Origin of the sequence: Pseudarthrobacter quantipunctorum (genome assembly GCF_045291495.1) — a bacterium.
Lineage (GTDB): Bacteria > Actinomycetota > Actinomycetes > Actinomycetales > Micrococcaceae > Arthrobacter > Arthrobacter quantipunctorum.
Map to the genome: position 1 here is coordinate 3699849 of NZ_CP148033.1, position 15610 is coordinate 3715458.

Sequence of the window (15610 nt, forward strand, 5' to 3'; positions counted from 1 at the left end):
GGCCTTGATCACAGGATCTTTATGGTGGCCCCGTTGATGTGGACCTCAGTGAGCTGGACGCGTTCGTCCGGGGTGTTGTTCGGCCAGTGGAAGGCCAGGTAGTCTCGCCCGGTGGACGCGCGGAGAACCATGCCGTGACCTCCGTTGCTGGACCACAGGGGGTCCTCGTGCTGAATCCAGGGCCCCGTGATGGTTCCGCCCTCCGACTCGGCGATGCCCATCGCGTACCCTGCCTCACCATGGCTCGACCAAAGCATCAGCAGAGTCCCCTCGTTTGAGCGGAGCAGGAAGGGCCCGTCGGTGAACAGGGGATCTTTGGCAAGGTGCAGGCCCTTCGGAGGTTCCACCCCTTCTGGAAACCGCAGCGGCCGGGTCCAGCCCGCCGAGGAGGCGGCGAACAACAGGATGGGCTCACCAACGCCGGCGCGCAGGTCCTGTGACAGCCGGAGGGCGTACATTTCACCGTCGGCGATCCCCAGGCTGTCGGATGTCCCTTCCGTCCCGCGACTATAGACAAGCCAGCGCGTGGAGTCATCATCGACGTAAAAGGTTCCGTCCAGGCACGATTCGTTTGCCGGTGTCACCGGCCCGTCACTCCATGGCTGGTAGGGGCCAGTGGCATGGTCCGAGACAAGGACTGCGACTCCACGGGGGCGCGCACGGGTGGAGGTAGCGAAGGTGGCGAACATAAAGAACCGTCCTTCCAGAGCATGAACCTCCGGCGCCCAGAACTGGGTATCCGCCCAAAAGCCCGGTGGTGGGCGGAACGCGGCGATGGGTTCATCCCAATGATCGAGGTCCTTACTGGTGTAGCAGTCGAAGCCAGTCGCTGGTCCGCCCCAGACGTTCTCGTCGCTGGTTCCGAACAGGACAAACTCACCTGGAACCGTCTCGAGTAGGAACGGGTCGCGCATCCGGATCTCTCCGAGGCGCAGTTGTTGAATGGTCTCCGGCTGGCCGCTCCGGCCCATCAGCGGCTTCCCTGGTTGTTCAGGTTGGCGGCCACAATACGGTGATCAAAGCTGTGGGTGCCGCCCTGGAAGGTGCGGGGCTCACCGTCCGGAAGTACGACGTCGGCCTCCACCCCTTCAGGTACGGTCGCCTCGAGGTGGAACGCGCCGTCGTCGAGCCTCCATTCCACTCGGATGGTTCCGTGCGGGGTCTTCAGTGAGGTCTTGGCCCAGTCGATGCCCTGCCCAGGTACGGGTGCGATGAGGACCTTGGCATATCCGGGCGCCAAAGGCTTTATACCGCCGACCGTCTTGTGCATCCAGTCCGCCACCGCGCCCAGGGCGTAGTGGTTGAAACTGGTCATCTCGCCCGGGTTGATGGTGCCGTCCGGCAGCACCGAGTCCCAGCGCTCCCACACCGTGGTGGCGCCCATGGTCACCGGGTAGAGCCAGGACGGGCAGCCTTCCTCGAGGAGCAGGCGGTAGGCCTCGTCAGCGTGTCCGGTGTCGGTGAGGGCGTGGGTGATGAAGGGGGTGCCGGCGAAGCCGGTGGAGACGCGGTAGTCGTTTTTCCGGACCAGCTCGGCGAGGCGTTCTCCGGCGAAGTCGACGTGCGCCCGGCTGGGAAGGATCCCGAAGGCAATCGCCAGCGCGTAGACCGTGGTGCAGTCGCTGTGGATTGTGCCGTCGCCGGACACGTAGTGCTCCAGGAAGGAGGCCTGGACGCGCGCGGCCAGCTGTTCGAAGTACTCCGCGTCCGCCTGGCGGCCCAGCAGCCGTGCCGTCTGGGCGGTGATGTAGGCGGTGCGGAACATGCACGTGGTGGCTACCACGCCGGTGTCCGCCTTTGCGTCCCACGGCTTGTCCGGCTCGGCGTCGGGGTCCAGCCAGTCGCCGAACTGGAAACCCGTATCCCAGAGTCCGGTGTCCGAGAGCAGGCCCTCCACCCGGCGCGTGTGCGAGGCCATGGATTCGTACTGGTTCTCCAGGACGGTGGTGTCGCCGTAAGCCTCCCACAGTGCCCAGGGAACCCACACGGACGCCTCGCTCCAGAGCGCGGAGGATTCCAGCTTTGGGAACTCGGGCGGCTGCGGGCAGTACTTCAGGGCGTCCGGGACGGTGATGGGTACCAGGCCGTCGGCCGCTTTCTGCTCGGCGGCAAGGTCAAGGAGCCAGTCCTGCAGGAAGCCCTTGACGTCGTAGAGGAAGGCCGCGGTGGGCGCGAAGACGGCGATGTCGCCTGTCCAGCCGAGCCGTTCGTCCCGTTGGGGGCAGTCCGTGGGCAGGTCCAGGAAGTTGCCCCGCAGGCCCCAGACGATGTTGCGGTGCAGCTTGTTCACCAGTTCGTTGGAGCACTCGAAGGTGCCGGTGCGCTCAAGGTCCGAGTGGACCACCACTGCCTCCAGCGAATCCTCGGTGAGCGTGCCGGGCCAGCCGGAGATTTCTGCATAGCGGAAGCCGTGGAACGTCTTGGTCGGTTCGAAGAAGTCCTCGCCGCCGGAGAGAATGAACGTGTCCGTGGCCTTGGCAGAGCGGAGCGGACGCACGCCCAGCTCGCCGTCCTCCAGCACCTCGGCATGGCGCACGGTGATGCTCTGCCCTGCCTCGCCCTGGACTGTGAACCGGAGCCAGCCCACCAGGTTCTGGCCGAAGTCAACCAGTGTTTTGCCGCTGGGCGAGGTGAACACCTTCACAGGATTGACGACGCCGGTGCGCACGACCGGCGGGCCGACCGGCTCAGCCAGCCGGCCGGCGTCGAACTCCAGGGCGCGCACCCCGGCCCAGCTGCCGGCGTCGAAACCTGGCTCAGCCCAGCCTGGCTGGTTCCGGCGTGCGTCGATGGTCTGCCCGTCATAGAGGTCGTTGAACGTGGTGCCGGAGGGGCCGGACTGCCAGGAGGAATCCGAGGCGACGGACTGGACGAATCCGTCCTCGAACTCGATGTCCAGCTGCCCGAAGAAACCCAACTTGTCCCCGTAAAGGTTGGACATGCCGTGCCACGCCAGCCGCCCGCGGTACCAGCCGTTCCCCAGGGACACCCCGATCACCGTGGTGGGCCCCAGCAGGGACGTCACGTCGTAGCTGCGGTAGCGGAGCCGCCATTCATACGAGCTCCAGCCGGGGCTCAGTACGTCCTCACCCACGGGAACCCCGTTGATGAGCGCCTCATAGACGCCAAAAGCCGTGGCGCGCAGGGTGGCCCAGGCTACGCCGCCGTGCCCCTCCGCGAGCTGGAACTCCTTCCGCAGGAACGGGGCGCCGTCGAAGTCCTCGGCGGGGGTGATCATGGCTGCTTGCCAGGGTGCCAGTGGCATGGGATGGTTTTCCGTTTCTGTACTCGTAAGCATTGACGTTCTCAGCGTTGGCGCAGGGAAGCCTGGGTGCCTGCGCCGGGAATCAGGTGGCGTAGTGGCAGGCGACGGCGGATCCGCCCACCGTGCGGAGGGCGGGGCGTTCAGCCGCGCAGAGGTCCGTGGCCAGCGGGCAGCGGAGCCGGAAGGGGCAGCCGCCGGGCGCTGGCACGGCGGCTGCTCCCGTGCGGACACCGAGCGACTCCCGGGCTTCGCGGCGTGCAGCCTGTTCGGCAGGCCGCGGCACGGGTGACGCTGCGACGAGCGCCTGCGTGAAGGGGTGCTTGGGGTTTTCGGTGACGGCAGCGGCAGGTCCGCTTTCCATCACTTGCCCGCGGTAGAGGACGACGACGCGCTGGGCCAGGAACTGGACCACGGCGATGTCGTGGGCAATGAACAGGTAGCCCAGCCCCCGTTCGTCGCGCAGATCGGCCAGGAGGTTCAGCACCTGCGCCTGGGTGGAGAGGTCCAGTGCGCTGACGGCCTCGTCGCAGACCACGAGTTTGGGGTCGCAGATGAGGGCCCGCGCCACGGAGATGCGCTGGCGCTGGCCGCCGGAGAACTGGCTGGGGTACCGGTCCACGGCATCACGCGGAAGCCCCACGCGTTCCAGCATGTCCTCCGCGCGTTGCCGGGCGTCGGCAGCGCCCACGCCCCGGAGCCGTAGCGGTTCTGCCAGCGAAGAGCCCACGGTGTTCCGCGGATTCAGCGAGGAATTGGGGTCCTGAAAGACGGCCCGCAGTTCCCCGCCCAGGGCCCTGCGCTGGGCGGCGCCGGCGGACGTGATGTCCGTGCCCTCATAGGTGATGGTCCCGCCTGAGACTTTCTGCAGCCCCAGGATCGCCTTGCCGATGGTGGATTTGCCCGAGCCGGACTCCCCCACCAGGCCCACGGTTTCCCCGGGCGCGATGCTGAAGCTGACGCGGTCGACGGCGGCGGGCGCCGCGGCTGCCTTGCGTCCGCGGCCGTAGCGGACCACCAGGTCCTTCACATCCAGCAGGGGCTGGGCGGCGGCCGGCACTGGTGCTTCAGGGCGGACTGAGGTTGCGGTGCTCATGCGTGGTCCTTTTCGGCTGTCTTGGCTTCAACGAGGTTCAGGACGTGGTGGCTGGGCACGTCCGTGGCCAGCCAGTCCAGGCCCTCGACGGCGAGCTCGTCCGCCTTGACGCAGCGCACCAACCCGTCCCCGGTGCCGGACGGAAGCAGCGGGACGGGCACCGTGCACGCGGAGCCGGCGAACTGGCAGCGGGCGGCGAACCGGCAGGTGCTTGGCCAGTCCTTGGGCTGGGGAACCTGGCCGCTGATGGTTGCCAGTCGCTCGGGCATGTCCGAGGCGTGGTTGGCATGCGGGTCCGCCGCCAGCAGGGCCAGGGTGTAGGGGTGCCGCGGGTTGTCCAGGATGCTGTCCGTCCGGCCGTTCTCCACCACCTCGCCGGCGTACATCACGGCCACCTGGTCGCAGAGGTCGGCCACCACGCCGAGGTCGTGGGTCACCATCACCACGGACATTCCGGTGTCCTTCACCAGGCCGCGCAGCAGGGAAAGGATCTCGGCCTGGACAGTGACGTCCAGCGCTGTGGTGGGCTCGTCCGCAACAAGCAGCCGGGGCCGGCCGGACAGCGCCAGGGCAATGGCCACGCGCTGGGCCATGCCGCCGCTGATCTGGTGCGGGTAGGTCTTCAGGATGCGCGCGGCGTCCACGATGCCCACCTTCTCCAGCAGGGCAAGGGCTTCGGCTCTCGCCTCGGCCCTGCCCATTCCGCGGAGGCGCCGGATGGCGGCGGTCAGCTGGTAGCCCACGGTGAACATCGGGTCCAGGGCGCGCATGGGTTCCTGCGAGATCAGCGCCACCTCGCGTCCACGGACGCTTTCCATGTCCTTGTCCGTTGCAGCAGCCAGGTTCCTGCCGTTCCAGAGGATCTGGCCGCCGGTCACGGAAACTCCGGACGGCAGCAGCCCCAGCAGGGACAGCGCGGTCATGGTCTTTCCACAGCCTGATTCCCCAACAAGGCCCAGCACGGTTCCGGGTTCGACGTCGAAGGAGACGTCCGTGACCAGGCGGACCCCGTTGCCCGCACCGATGGAGTCAACGCCGACGGAGAGGTTGCGGACGCTGAGCGTGTCTTTTGGTGCATCTTTCGCAGCCGGAGCAGCCGCAGCATTCGCGGCAACCGCTTTGGCGCGCTGTCGCCGTGCCGCAGCCGAGGGCAAGTGTGAGGCGGTGGCGTTGGGTGCCTTGCCGAGGGCGTTGCCAATCGCATTGGCCGCGAGGACCGTCAGCGCCAGCACGGCACCGGTGGGAACCATGAGCCACGGGGCGTTGTAGACGTTCTGGGAGGCGCCCTGGATCATGCCGCCCCAGCTGGGTTCGGGAATGGGCGGGCCGAAGCCGATGAACGCAAGGCCGGCCTGGATGAGCATGCCGACGGCGAAGATCAGGGCGCTCTGCACCACGATGGTGTTCGTCAGGCCGGGCAGGACGTGCCGGAGGCTGATGCCCAGCGTGCTGGCACCGTCCACCTTGGCTGCGTCCACGTAGAGCTGGGACTGGAGGGACTTCGCCTGGCCCAGCACGACCCGGTACATGCCCGCGGAGATCAGCACGCCGAGGATAGCCATGATCAGGGGGATGTTGGTTCCCACGGCACCGATAACGGCCAGGATGATGACCGTACCGGGCAGGGACATCATGATTTCGGTGACGCGGCTGATGACAGTTTCCACGCGGTCACCGGCGGCTGCCGCCAGCATGGCCAGGAGGGTGCCGAGTCCGACGGCGACAATCACCGTGATCATGGACGTTCCCAGCGTGCCGGCGGCCGACGCGAAGATGCGGCTGAGGAGGTCGCGGCCCAGTTCATCGGTCCCGAGCCAGTGGGCTGCGGTGGGTCCGGACAGGATAGCGGTGAAGTCCTGGTCCTCGGTCTTGTAGGGCAGCCAGAGCGGTGCGGTCAGGGAGGCGGCCACCAGGGCGGCAAGCCAGAGGACCCCGGCGACGCTTGCCGGTGAGGCGAACAGCTTGCCGCCGGCGAATTTCTTCGCCGCGCTTTGGCGGGGGGCCCTGGGCGGGACGGCAGCCGCCGTCGGCTCCGCTGAATCTGCGGGTGCGGGGGCAACGTTGGGGATCATGAGGCACGCAACTTCGGGTCGAGGAACTTGGTGGCGAGTTCCAGCACCAGATTCACAGCGACCACCACCACGGTGGCGATCACCACCACGCCCTGCACGGACGGGGCGTCATGGGTGCTGACGGAGTTCTGGACGGCCTGGCCCAGGCCGGGCATGGCGAACAGCTGCTCGGCGATGACGGAGCCGCCAAAAAGCTGGATGAACTGCAGCGCAATGCCGGCCACGATCGGAAGGCTGGCATAGCGCAGGGCGTGGACGTACAGGATCTTCCAGGTGGGGGTGGCCGTGGCCCGGAGGGTCCGGATGTGTTCCTGCTGCAACGCCTCGAGCATGGAGGCCCTGGTCTGGCGGGCGATGAAGGCCGCCCCGCCCACGGCCAGGGTGATCACGGGCAGTGCCAGTGACAGTGCCCAGTCCTGTGGCGAGGCCTCGAACGGAACATAGCCGGTGGCCGGAAAAACGGAGGACTGGACCGCCAGGAGGTAGACAAAGATGATGCCGATCCAGAAGGCCGGGAGGGCCACGGCCATGCCGCAGACGCCGCCGATGATGCGGTCCACCATGCCGCCGCGGACAGCCGCGGTGACGCCCAGTCCAATCCCAAGAACAGCACTGAGCAGCGTTGCTCCGGCAGCCAGGGACGCCGTGACCGGAAGCCTGCTCGCCAAATCTGCACTGACCGACCGTCCGTCAATGAGGGAGATTCCGAAGTCGCCCTGGACTGCCGCGCCGAGCCAGCTGAAGAACTGGACCACTAGTGGATCGTTCCAGCCGAGCCGCTGGTTGACCTCGTCAATTGCTTCCTGGGTGGCGCCGGCACCGAGGGATACGGCTCCCGGGCTGCCAGGCATTGCGTGCACCAGCATGAATGCCAGCACCGCAACCACCAGCACGGTGGCCACCGCCATCAACAGGCGCTTGGTGATGAATAGTGCCATGGTGACCTCCATCGGTCAGGCCCCGCCGGGCGGACTCTTGTGCGAGCCCGCCCGGCGGGAGCGGGAATTAGCTGGCCGGTGTGTAGGACGAGAGGAGCGGGTAGGCGTTGGTGCCGGCGAACTCCACCGGGGCCACCTTCTTGGTGTTGTAGCCCTGGTTGGTCAGTGCTTCATAAAGCGGGATCATCCAACCGGATTCCACCAGGCGGGTGTTCAGCTTGGTGGCCGCGGCCTTGACGGTGGCGTCGTCCTTGGCGGCAGCCAGTTCCCCGGTGGCGGCACTAAGCTGCTCGTCGGTGGCCTTCTGGACGTTGGTGAAGCCGTTGAGGACTGCTCCGTACATGACGCCAACGGGGTTATCCCAGTTCAGCGGCGCGTAGCCCAGCGGGGTTGTGGCGACGGCGGCGAAGGCTTCGTCGGTGGAGGAGGCCATCTTCACGTTCATGGTGATTCCGACGGCGGCGAGGTCCTTCTGGACTGCCTGCAGGTCCGTCTGGGTCTGGGCGCTGGCGATGATGGTGAAGTCGAAGCCGTCCGGGTAGCCGGCCTCGGCCAGCAGGCTCTTGGCCTTTTCCGGGTTGTAGGCGAATGAGGTTTCGAGGTCCTTGGTGAAGCCGGCGGAGTCCTTGGGCAGGGCGTTCCAGGCGGGGATGTCACCCTTGTGCAGCGCATCCACCAGGGCCTGGCGGTTGATGGCGTATTGGATCGCCTGGCGGACCTTCTCCTCCGCGAACGCCGGGGCGGTCTTGCCGATCTTGTCAAAGGAGATCATGGTGTTGACCGTGCCGCCGATCTGGGACACACCTACGCCCTTGGACTTGGCGAAGTCGACTGTTGAGGAGGTCAGCATGGCCACATCCGCCTGGCCGGACACCAGCGCGTTTGCCCGCGCCTGGGGGTCCTGGACCACGCTGAAGATGACCTTGTCGAAGGCGTACCTGGAGGCTTCCGGGCTGTCCGCCTTCTTCACCAGGACGTATTTGTTGCCCTTCACGGTGGAGGGATCCAGCGTGTAGGGGCCGGAGCCTGCCGGGGTCGCGGCGAGGCTGGCGGAGTCGGTGACGCCGTTCTTGCCCACGATCATGCCGGTGGTGGATGCCAGGTTCTTCTCGAATCCCGGCTGGGGCTTGGCGAAGGTCAGGGCCACCTGGGTGGGGCTGACCACGTCAACGGAGGTGATTTCCTGGGCGCCGCCCTTGGCCACCGCCGAGTACGCGCTCAATGCGGGGTCAGACCGGCGGTCCAGGTTCGCCTTGACCAGCTCGGCGTCGAGCTTTGAGCCGTCCGTGAAGGTCACATCGTCCTTGAGGGTGAGCGTCAGGACCGTGTTGTCTGCGTTGTAGCTGAACTCCTTGGCCAGGCCCGGACCTGCGGAGCCGTCCGGCTGCAAAGCCATCAGGCTTTCGTAGAGGCCCTCAAAGAACTGCCGCTGGGCAGCCGAGACGCGCAGCGGGTCGAAGCCGAACGAGGCCGAGTCGCTGTCGATGGCGAGGGTCAGGGTGCTGGTATCCACTTTGGCAGTGGCCTGGCTGGAGCCGCCGCCGCAGGCGGTCAATGATCCCAGCAGGAGCGCGCCGGCCAGAACGGCGGAGCTCGCACGGGCAGTGGAGTTCAGGAGTTTCATGTAGTGCGCCTTTGCATTCTGATGTGACATCGGAGAAGAACTGTGGGGGGCTGGCTGCTCGCCGGCTCTTCACAAGCATCGGCCGGGCGTACTTGGCACTCACATGAGAATGTCATTGATTGAAAAGGTATTGTGGCCCCGGTCACCTCACGGGAAAGGATTGGAAGCCAGGGCAGAGAGGCCCGTGCGCTGTTCGTCGGCGCTGACCCGAAAGGAACCACATGACCACGGCATCACCATTCCCGCAGGACTTCCTCTGGGGCGTCGCCAGCGCCGGCCACCAGGTGGAGGGAAACAACGTCAACAGCGACACCTGGTTCCTGGAGCACCTCCCCGGCAGCATGTTCTCCGAACCGTCCGGAGATGCGGTGGACCACTACCACCGCTACCGCGAGGACATCGCGCTGATCGCGAGCCTGGGGTTCACCAGCTACCGATTCTCCGTCGAATGGGCACGCATCGAGCCGGAAGAAGGACTCTTCTCCACAGCCGAGCTGGACCACTACCGCCGCATGCTGAAGGCCTGCCATGAGCACGGCCTCGTCCCGGTGGTCACGTTCCACCACTTCACGTCCCCGCGCTGGCTGCTGGCCCTCGGCGGCTGGGAAGGCTCCCGGACGGCCGGGCTCTTTGCCAGGTATTGCGACCGGGTGATGGAGCACCTGGGTGACCTCATCGGCGTCGCCTGCACCCTGAACGAACCAAACCTGCCCTGGCTGCTCGAGTCATTCGGCATTGGCGGCGTCGCCCCGGAAAACCGCGGCTCCGTGCCGGTGTGGGCCGCAGCCGCGGATCGCCTGGGCGTGGACGCCTCCACCATTGCCCCGTTCCAGTTCTCCTCCACGGAGGCAGGATTCGACGTGAAGGTGGCGGCGCACCGTGCCGCCACCGCTGCCATCAAGGCCCGCCGCCCCGATCTTCCCGTGGGCTGGACGCTCGCGAACTCCGACATCCAGTCCATCGAGGGGGGCCAGGAACTTGCTGACCAGGTGCGCCGCGACGTCAACGAGCGCTTCCTGGAGGCCTCCCGGGGCGACGACTTCGTGGGGATCCAGACCTACGGCCGCACGGTCTACGGCCCGAACGGCCACGTGCCGGCGCCGGAAGGCGCGGAAACCAACCAGATGGGCGAGGAAATCTACCCGCAGGCCCTCGAGGCAACCATCCGGGAGGCACACCGGATCGCCGGCATCCCCGTGATCGTCACCGAGAACGGCCTGGCCACCGAGGATGACACGCAGCGCGTGGCGTACCTGAAGGCAGCTGTCGACGGCGTTGCCTCCTGCATTGCGGACGGCATCGAGGTGCACGGCTACATCGCCTGGACCGCGTTCGACAATTACGAATGGGTCTTCGGCTACGGTCCGAAGTTCGGGCTCATCGCCGTGGACCGGGAAACCCAGGAACGCACCCCCAAAGAGAGTGCACGCTGGCTTGGCGGCCGGTCACGGGAACTTTCCGCCCAGTCAGTGCGGGAGCCGGCAGCCCAACCGGCCTGACCACCACCCCAACCCACCCATCCAGCAGCCGTCGCCGCTCCGAAACCCTTGGGAGGAGAACTATCCCGAGGGGACGGACGGACGATGGACAGCGTGGACCAGCAGGCCCTGACCGGTGCGGTGATACTTCAGCATGGGCTGGACGCGGGCAGGCTCTGGCTGGACCACCTGGTCCTGGGCGGCGACGCCTCGGAGCAGGAAATCAGGGACTACTGTGCCGGACTGGCAGGGCTTCCCGCCAGGGAGCGTGACGCGCTGGCCCAGGCGGTCAACGAACATTGCGCTGACGCGGGCGTGCCCGCCAGGGCACCGTTAAGCAGTTCCCCCCTGGTCCAGGCGCACAGTGACTCGCGGGGCCCATACCCATCCACGTAGCGGAATGCGGGGCAGTTTCGCCCCTCAACCGCACGCCCACCGGGAAAGACCTAAGGTGTCAACCATGACAGACGCCCACCCACGCACGGGAACAGTCCGCGGAACCACGGTGGCAATCGAAGAAGCAACCGTCCACCGTTTCCTGGGAATACCGTACGCCGGGCCGCCGACAGGATCCCGGCGCTTCCGCCCGCCGGTGCCCGCAGCTCCATGGCAGGGGGTGTGTGACTGCACGGCACCCGGTCCGGCCGCGCCGCAGAACCCCGAATCCCCGGCCCCGCCCGGCCAGGAACCGCGGACGTGGAGCGAGCAGGACTGCCTCAACCTGAACATCTGGACCCCCGGCACCACGGGCACGGCCCGGCCGGTGATGGTGTGGGTTCATGGCGGCGCCTACCTTTCCGGCTCCAACAGTGACGCGATGTACGACGGCGGCGGCCTCGCCGCTGCGACGGGCACCGTGGTGGTCACGGTCAATTACCGGCTGGGCGCCCTGGGCTTCCTGCATCTGGCGGATGTGCTGGGCGCCGGTTATGAGGACTCCTCAAACCTTGGCCTCCTGGACCTGCTGGAAGCGCTGCGGTGGGTGCAGGGCAACATCGGAGCTTTCGGCGGCGACCCCGGCAACGTCACCGTGTTCGGGGAGTCGGCCGGGGCGGCGGCCGTCGGCACCCTCCTGGGCATGCCGTCGTCGGCCGGCCTTTTCAGGCGCGCCATCATGCAGAGCGGCACCGCGGAACGCTGCCGCACCCCGCAGGAGTCCGCCCGCGTGTGTGCGGAGTTCCTGGAATTGTGCGGCCTGGACAGCGACCGGGCCGGGGAGATCCTTGCCCTGCCCGTTGAACGGATCCTGGAAGCCCAGGAGCAACTGGTGCAGCGGACGGCGGCCGCGACGTTCGCGGTCCCCCTACCATTCCAGCCCGCTGCCGGAACCCCTTCGCTTCCGCGGCCTCCCCTGGACGCGGTGCGCGGCGGGCTCAACACAGGGGTGGACCTGCTGCTCGGAACGAACCTCAATGAGGGCTCCTTCGCAGTTGAAATGCGGCCACCTGCACCTGGAGACCCCGGCTTCCCGGACAGGGCCGCGGCCGTGCTGGCCAGTACCGGCGGCCTCCAGCCGGGGCAGACCCCGTGCTACGCGGCCGCCCTCAAGCAGGTCCTGGACGCCGAACCGAGCGGCAGGCAGCTGCTGGAGGCCGCCATTGCCGATTCCGTGTACCGGCAGCCAAGCAACAGGCTCCTCGACGCGCGGAGCGGATCCGAGGGCCGGAACTTCTCCTACCTTTTCACCTGGCGCAGCCCGGCCATGGGCGGAAAGCTGGGGGCCTGCCACGCACTGGACATCCCGTTCGTCTTCCGGCACGTGGAGACTCCGCAGGCAGCCTTCCTCACCCGCGGCAACGCGCCTGCCTCCCTGAGCGTGGCCATGAGCGGTGCGTGGGCGTCCTTCGCGGAGGCCGGAATTCCCCGGCTTCCCGGACTGGAATGGCCGGAGTATGGACCGTTGCGGGCCACGGCGATCCTGGACCAGGAGCTCCGGGTAGAGGACGATCCCCGGCGGGAGCTTCGGGAGTTGTTCGCTGCCGCTGCCCGCTGAGCCGCCATCCCGAAGGGCCGCTGGTGTGGCGGCCCGGGGTTGGATTGCCGTGCGTTGGCTCAGGCAGCTGCCAGCGAGTTGAGCGTGTCCCGGATTCCGTTCAGTGCGGGGTCCCGCAAGGACATGAACGCAGGCTTGAGGAGTGGCTGGATGATCTTGGCCGGGCCGTTGATGCTGAACTCGGCCGTGTACTTCACCTCTGAACCGGTGCCGCTGGGGCTGACGTCGATCGAGTCGAAGGCCGTGACCGTTTTATTGTGGCCGCGGAGCTTGATGTGGTTCTCGGTGAGCTCAATGACCTCATATTCAAGCGACTGGCGCTTGCCCCGGAATTCGGACTCGGCGTGGTACCGGTGCCCCACGGCGACCGGACCGGGCGTCAGTTTATCCATGACCGGGGTGTTGGGGTCCCACTCGCTGGTGTTCTCGAACGCGCTCAGGAAGGCAAAGGCCTTCTCTGCGGACAGTTTGGTTTCCACACTTCCGGTGACTGTGATCATCACCCCAGTGTAGGAACAGGCCTCCCCGAATCACAGCCCTTGGGCATATGGACACGCCCACTCGTGGCTAGATCCGGCCTGTGGCCCCGGCAGGAATTGGCCGCAGGGCAGCGGCCATCTTGTAACACAGCCTTCCTTCCAGCTCCCGGGGCCGGATCCACACCTCGTAGCCCTCGGCAGCTGCAAAAAGCGCCCGGCCTCCGGAAGCGTCCGCGGCGAGCCACAGGGCTGAAGAATCCTCCATGGCATCGTCCACCACGCCTGACCGGACGTGCTCATAGTCCTTCCGGACCTCCACCGGAATGCCAATCAGGCGGCTCCAGTCCCTGAACCGGTAAGTCTCCATCGTGATCCTTCCTGCAGCTGGACAGGCCTTGGCAGAAGCACAGGGCTTAGCAGGCTTCGAAGTCCGTCAGGACCTTGACCTTTCCCGCGGATGCGGAGGCAGGGTCAAAGGTGTAGCCGATCCATTCCCGGACGAGCCGGCGCGCGAGTTCGATGCCCACCACGCGCTGGCCCATCGTCAGGACCTGGCAGTCGTTGGACAGGACGGAGCGTTCCACGGAAAAGGAGTCGTGCGCCGCGGTGGCCCTGATTCCCTCCACCTTGTTCGCGGCGATGGCCACACCGATGCCGGTGCCGCAAAAGAGGATGGCCCGGTCCGCGGCACCGTCCCTGATCATTTCTCCGGCCGCGATACCCACATACGGGTACGGCCTGGTGAAGTCATCCGGAGCGTCGGAACGGTTGACCCCAATATCGGTCACTTCGCTGACCCGGGGGTCCTGCCGGAGGTCCTCAAGGACCTTGTCCTTGTAATCGACTCCCGCCTCGTCTGCACCAACAACGAGTCTCAGTCCCATGGTTCTTCCTTCAGTGTTCATTGCCGCACTCCAACGGATTCCCGGGATGCGGCGGCGGTGAGGTGCGGGCCCATGACGGTGAAGATCATGGCCAGCGAGGTTGCGCCGGGGTCCGGTGTGCCCAGGCTCTTTTCGGCCAGCGGGCGGGCCCGGCCCTTGAGGGGCATGAGGCCGGACGTGGCTTGGGCTGCTGCCGTGGCGTCGCGGGCGGCGTCCTCCCACGCCCGGCCCGGTTCCGCACCCGCTGCCACCAGGCCGGCAAAGGCGGACGCGAACGGCAGCAATGCATCCACCATGGTCTTGTCGCCCGCCTCGGCTTTCCCGAGCTGCACGATCCGGTCCGCGAAGGCCATTACGGCCGCTGCCAGCTGTTCAGGTTCCGGCGCGGAGCTGTTGCCCACAGCTTCGCCGAAGGCCCGCAGGCCGGCTCCCCAGAGGACGCCGGAGGTCCCGCCTGCCTTATCGGCCCAGGCATCACCGGCGGCCGCCAGCACATCGCCGGCACCGGCTCCGTGCCCACAGGCTGCGGAAGCAGCTGCCATGGCAGCGTCAATCCCGCGCACCATGCCGCGTCCGTGGTCGCCGTCGCCGGCAATCGCGTCCATTCTGCCGAGCCGCTCCTCGGCGTCGTGCAGCACGGACTGCGTGGCCTCCAGCGCGGCGAGGCACGCGGTGGCGTAGTCCCGGGAGGCGCCGGTGGCCACGAACGGGGCGGAAGTTGCGTCGGCGTCGGACGTTCCCTGCTCCGCCGCCGCTCCGGTTTCCCGGACGGTGTTGCCGCGTCGGTAGGCTGGCGTTTCGGCCGGGGCGAGCCACAACGGTTCCAGCTCCCCATCCAGCCAGGTGACAGTGAGCGAAACCCCGGCCATGTCCAGGCTGGTGACGAGTTCTCCGACTTCCGGCATCACCGGGGTGTATCCGGCGGCCCGGAGCAGCGGGGCCACGGCGCCCCAGAGAACGAAGAGTTCCTCGTGTTTTGTAGACCCCAGCCCGTTGAGGATGACGGCGATCCGCCCGCCTGCGTTGGGCGGGGTTTCTGCCAGCAGGCGGGCCACAAGCTCTTCACCCAGCGCCTTTGCCGGCGGCAGGTCCGTATCGAAAAGTCCGGGTTCGCCGTGGATCCCCAGGCCAAGCCCCATCTGCCCGTCGGGCAGGGAGAACAGCGGTGAATCCGCGCCGGGGAACGTGCAGCCCGCAAAGGCGCTGCCGATACTGCGGGTGAGGTTGTTGGCCTTGCGGCCCAGGCGGACGACGTCGGCCAGGCTGTCGCCGCGCTCGGCGGCGGCCCCCATGACCTTGAAGACGGCGAAGTCGCCGGCGATGCCGCGGCGCTTGGCTGATTCCGACGGCGGCGCGCTGGCGATGTCGTCCGTCACCAGGACGTTCTCCACGGCTATGCCCTCTGCAGCCAGGCGTTCGCTGGCCATGGCGAAGTTCATCACGTCCCCGGCGTAGTTCCCGTAGGTGAAGACGACGCCGGCTCCGGACTCTGCTGCCTTGGCCACGGCGTACGCCTGCTGCGCCGAGGGGGAGGTGAAGATATTGCCCACCACGGCGCCGTCGGCAAATCCTGTTCCGATGAGGCCGGCAAAAGCCGGGTAATGCCCTGACCCGCCACCGGCAAGGACGGCCACCTTGGGCTGCGCAGGGCGGAAGCGCCGCACCGCGCCGCCCGGGACCTGGCGCACCAGGTCCGAGTGGACGTCGCAAAAGCCCGCCAGGGCCTCCTCGGCGAAATCTGAGGGGTCATTGAAAATTCTTGTCATGGTGGGCTCTCTGGCGTG

General features: G+C 67.3%; 13 protein-coding genes. 3 read left to right on the forward strand and 10 right to left on the reverse strand.

Annotated features, from left to right (window positions below):
* Positions 1-8: 8 nt before the first annotated feature.
* From WHH00_RS16865 to WHH00_RS16890, 6 genes are all read right to left on the reverse strand, one after another.
* Positions 9-971, reverse strand: coding sequence for a glycoside hydrolase family 43 protein (locus WHH00_RS16865; protein ID WP_406634573.1), 963 nt, complete (start codon positions 969-971; stop codon positions 9-11).
* Complete coding sequence (locus WHH00_RS16870) at positions 971-3265, reverse strand: glycoside hydrolase family 78 protein (protein ID WP_406634575.1); 2295 nt, start codon at positions 3263-3265, stop codon at positions 971-973. The genes WHH00_RS16865 and WHH00_RS16870 overlap by 1 nt, the downstream gene beginning before the upstream one ends.
* A gap of 82 nt (positions 3266-3347) precedes the next feature.
* Positions 3348-4358: an oligopeptide/dipeptide ABC transporter ATP-binding protein gene (locus WHH00_RS16875; RefSeq protein ID WP_406634577.1), complete on the reverse strand. Its 1011-nt coding sequence runs from the start codon at positions 4356-4358 to the stop codon at positions 3348-3350.
* Positions 4355-6430 carry a dipeptide/oligopeptide/nickel ABC transporter permease/ATP-binding protein gene (locus WHH00_RS16880; protein WP_406634579.1) on the reverse strand — a complete coding sequence of 692 codons (2076 nt, stop codon included), beginning with the start codon at positions 6428-6430 and terminating at the stop codon, positions 4355-4357. The genes WHH00_RS16875 and WHH00_RS16880 overlap by 4 nt, the downstream gene beginning before the upstream one ends.
* On the reverse strand, positions 6427-7380 hold the full coding sequence (locus tag WHH00_RS16885; RefSeq protein ID WP_406634581.1) for an ABC transporter permease: 954 nt from the start codon (positions 7378-7380) through the stop codon (positions 6427-6429). The genes WHH00_RS16880 and WHH00_RS16885 overlap by 4 nt, the downstream gene beginning before the upstream one ends.
* A gap of 55 nt (positions 7381-7435) precedes the next feature.
* A complete protein-coding gene (locus tag WHH00_RS16890) occupies positions 7436-8992 on the reverse strand; it encodes an ABC transporter substrate-binding protein (protein WP_350001156.1) in 1557 nt (518 codons plus the stop codon).
* Positions 8993-9213: 221 nt separating this feature from the next.
* Here WHH00_RS16890 and WHH00_RS16895 point away from each other — a divergent pair, with 221 nt between their 5' ends.
* From WHH00_RS16895 to WHH00_RS16905, 3 genes are all read left to right on the forward strand, one after another.
* Positions 9214-10491, forward strand: a complete 1278-nt coding sequence (locus WHH00_RS16895; protein ID WP_406634583.1) for a glycoside hydrolase family 1 protein — start codon at positions 9214-9216, stop codon at positions 10489-10491.
* Positions 10492-10575: 84 nt separating this feature from the next.
* Positions 10576-10866 (forward strand): hypothetical protein, encoded by a 291-nt coding sequence (locus WHH00_RS16900; RefSeq protein WP_406634585.1) that lies wholly within the window; start codon positions 10576-10578, stop codon positions 10864-10866.
* 64 nt (positions 10867-10930) lie between these two features.
* Positions 10931-12463 (forward strand): carboxylesterase/lipase family protein, encoded by a 1533-nt coding sequence (locus WHH00_RS16905; protein WP_406634587.1) that lies wholly within the window; start codon positions 10931-10933, stop codon positions 12461-12463.
* A gap of 59 nt (positions 12464-12522) precedes the next feature.
* Here the strand turns inward: WHH00_RS16905 and WHH00_RS16910 are convergent, their stop codons facing one another.
* From WHH00_RS16910 to WHH00_RS16925, 4 genes are all read right to left on the reverse strand, one after another.
* A complete protein-coding gene (locus tag WHH00_RS16910; RefSeq protein ID WP_231456143.1) occupies positions 12523-12963 on the reverse strand; it encodes an SRPBCC family protein in 441 nt (146 codons plus the stop codon).
* A 67-nt stretch (positions 12964-13030) separates the two neighbouring features.
* Positions 13031-13309, reverse strand: coding sequence for a hypothetical protein (locus tag WHH00_RS16915; RefSeq protein WP_406634589.1), 279 nt, complete (start codon positions 13307-13309; stop codon positions 13031-13033).
* 46 nt (positions 13310-13355) lie between these two features.
* Complete coding sequence (locus WHH00_RS16920; protein ID WP_406634591.1) at positions 13356-13847, reverse strand: ribose-5-phosphate isomerase; 492 nt, start codon at positions 13845-13847, stop codon at positions 13356-13358.
* Positions 13844-15592, reverse strand: a complete 1749-nt coding sequence (locus WHH00_RS16925; RefSeq protein ID WP_406634593.1) for a dihydroxyacetone kinase family protein — start codon at positions 15590-15592, stop codon at positions 13844-13846. Before WHH00_RS16925 ends, WHH00_RS16920 begins: the two co-directional genes overlap by 4 nt.
* Positions 15593-15610 lie beyond the last annotated feature (18 nt).

Bases quoted from the DNA above. Each gene is read 5' to 3' on its own strand.
- WHH00_RS16925 (WP_406634593.1), bottom strand. From the start codon at position 15,592: ATGACAAGAATTTTCAATGACCCCTCAGATTTCGCCGAGGAGGCCCTG.
- WHH00_RS16875 (WP_406634577.1), bottom strand. From the start codon at position 4,358: ATGAGCACCGCAACCTCAGTCCGCCCTGAAGCACCAGTGCCGGCCGCC.
- WHH00_RS16915 (WP_406634589.1), bottom strand. From the start codon at position 13,309: ATGGAGACTTACCGGTTCAGGGACTGGAGCCGCCTGATTGGCATTCCG.
- WHH00_RS16910 (WP_231456143.1), bottom strand. From the start codon at position 12,963: ATGATCACAGTCACCGGAAGTGTGGAAACCAAACTGTCCGCAGAGAAG.
- WHH00_RS16900 (WP_406634585.1), top strand. From the start codon at position 10,576: ATGGACAGCGTGGACCAGCAGGCCCTGACCGGTGCGGTGATACTTCAG.
- WHH00_RS16880 (WP_406634579.1), bottom strand. From the start codon at position 6,430: ATGATCCCCAACGTTGCCCCCGCACCCGCAGATTCAGCGGAGCCGACG.
- WHH00_RS16890 (WP_350001156.1), bottom strand. From the start codon at position 8,992: ATGAAACTCCTGAACTCCACTGCCCGTGCGAGCTCCGCCGTTCTGGCC.
- WHH00_RS16865 (WP_406634573.1), bottom strand. From the start codon at position 971: ATGGGCCGGAGCGGCCAGCCGGAGACCATTCAACAACTGCGCCTCGGA.
- WHH00_RS16920 (WP_406634591.1), bottom strand. From the start codon at position 13,847: ATGAACACTGAAGGAAGAACCATGGGACTGAGACTCGTTGTTGGTGCA.
- WHH00_RS16870 (WP_406634575.1), bottom strand. From the start codon at position 3,265: ATGCCACTGGCACCCTGGCAAGCAGCCATGATCACCCCCGCCGAGGAC.
- WHH00_RS16905 (WP_406634587.1), top strand. From the start codon at position 10,931: ATGACAGACGCCCACCCACGCACGGGAACAGTCCGCGGAACCACGGTG.
- WHH00_RS16885 (WP_406634581.1), bottom strand. From the start codon at position 7,380: ATGGAGGTCACCATGGCACTATTCATCACCAAGCGCCTGTTGATGGCG.
- WHH00_RS16895 (WP_406634583.1), top strand. From the start codon at position 9,214: ATGACCACGGCATCACCATTCCCGCAGGACTTCCTCTGGGGCGTCGCC.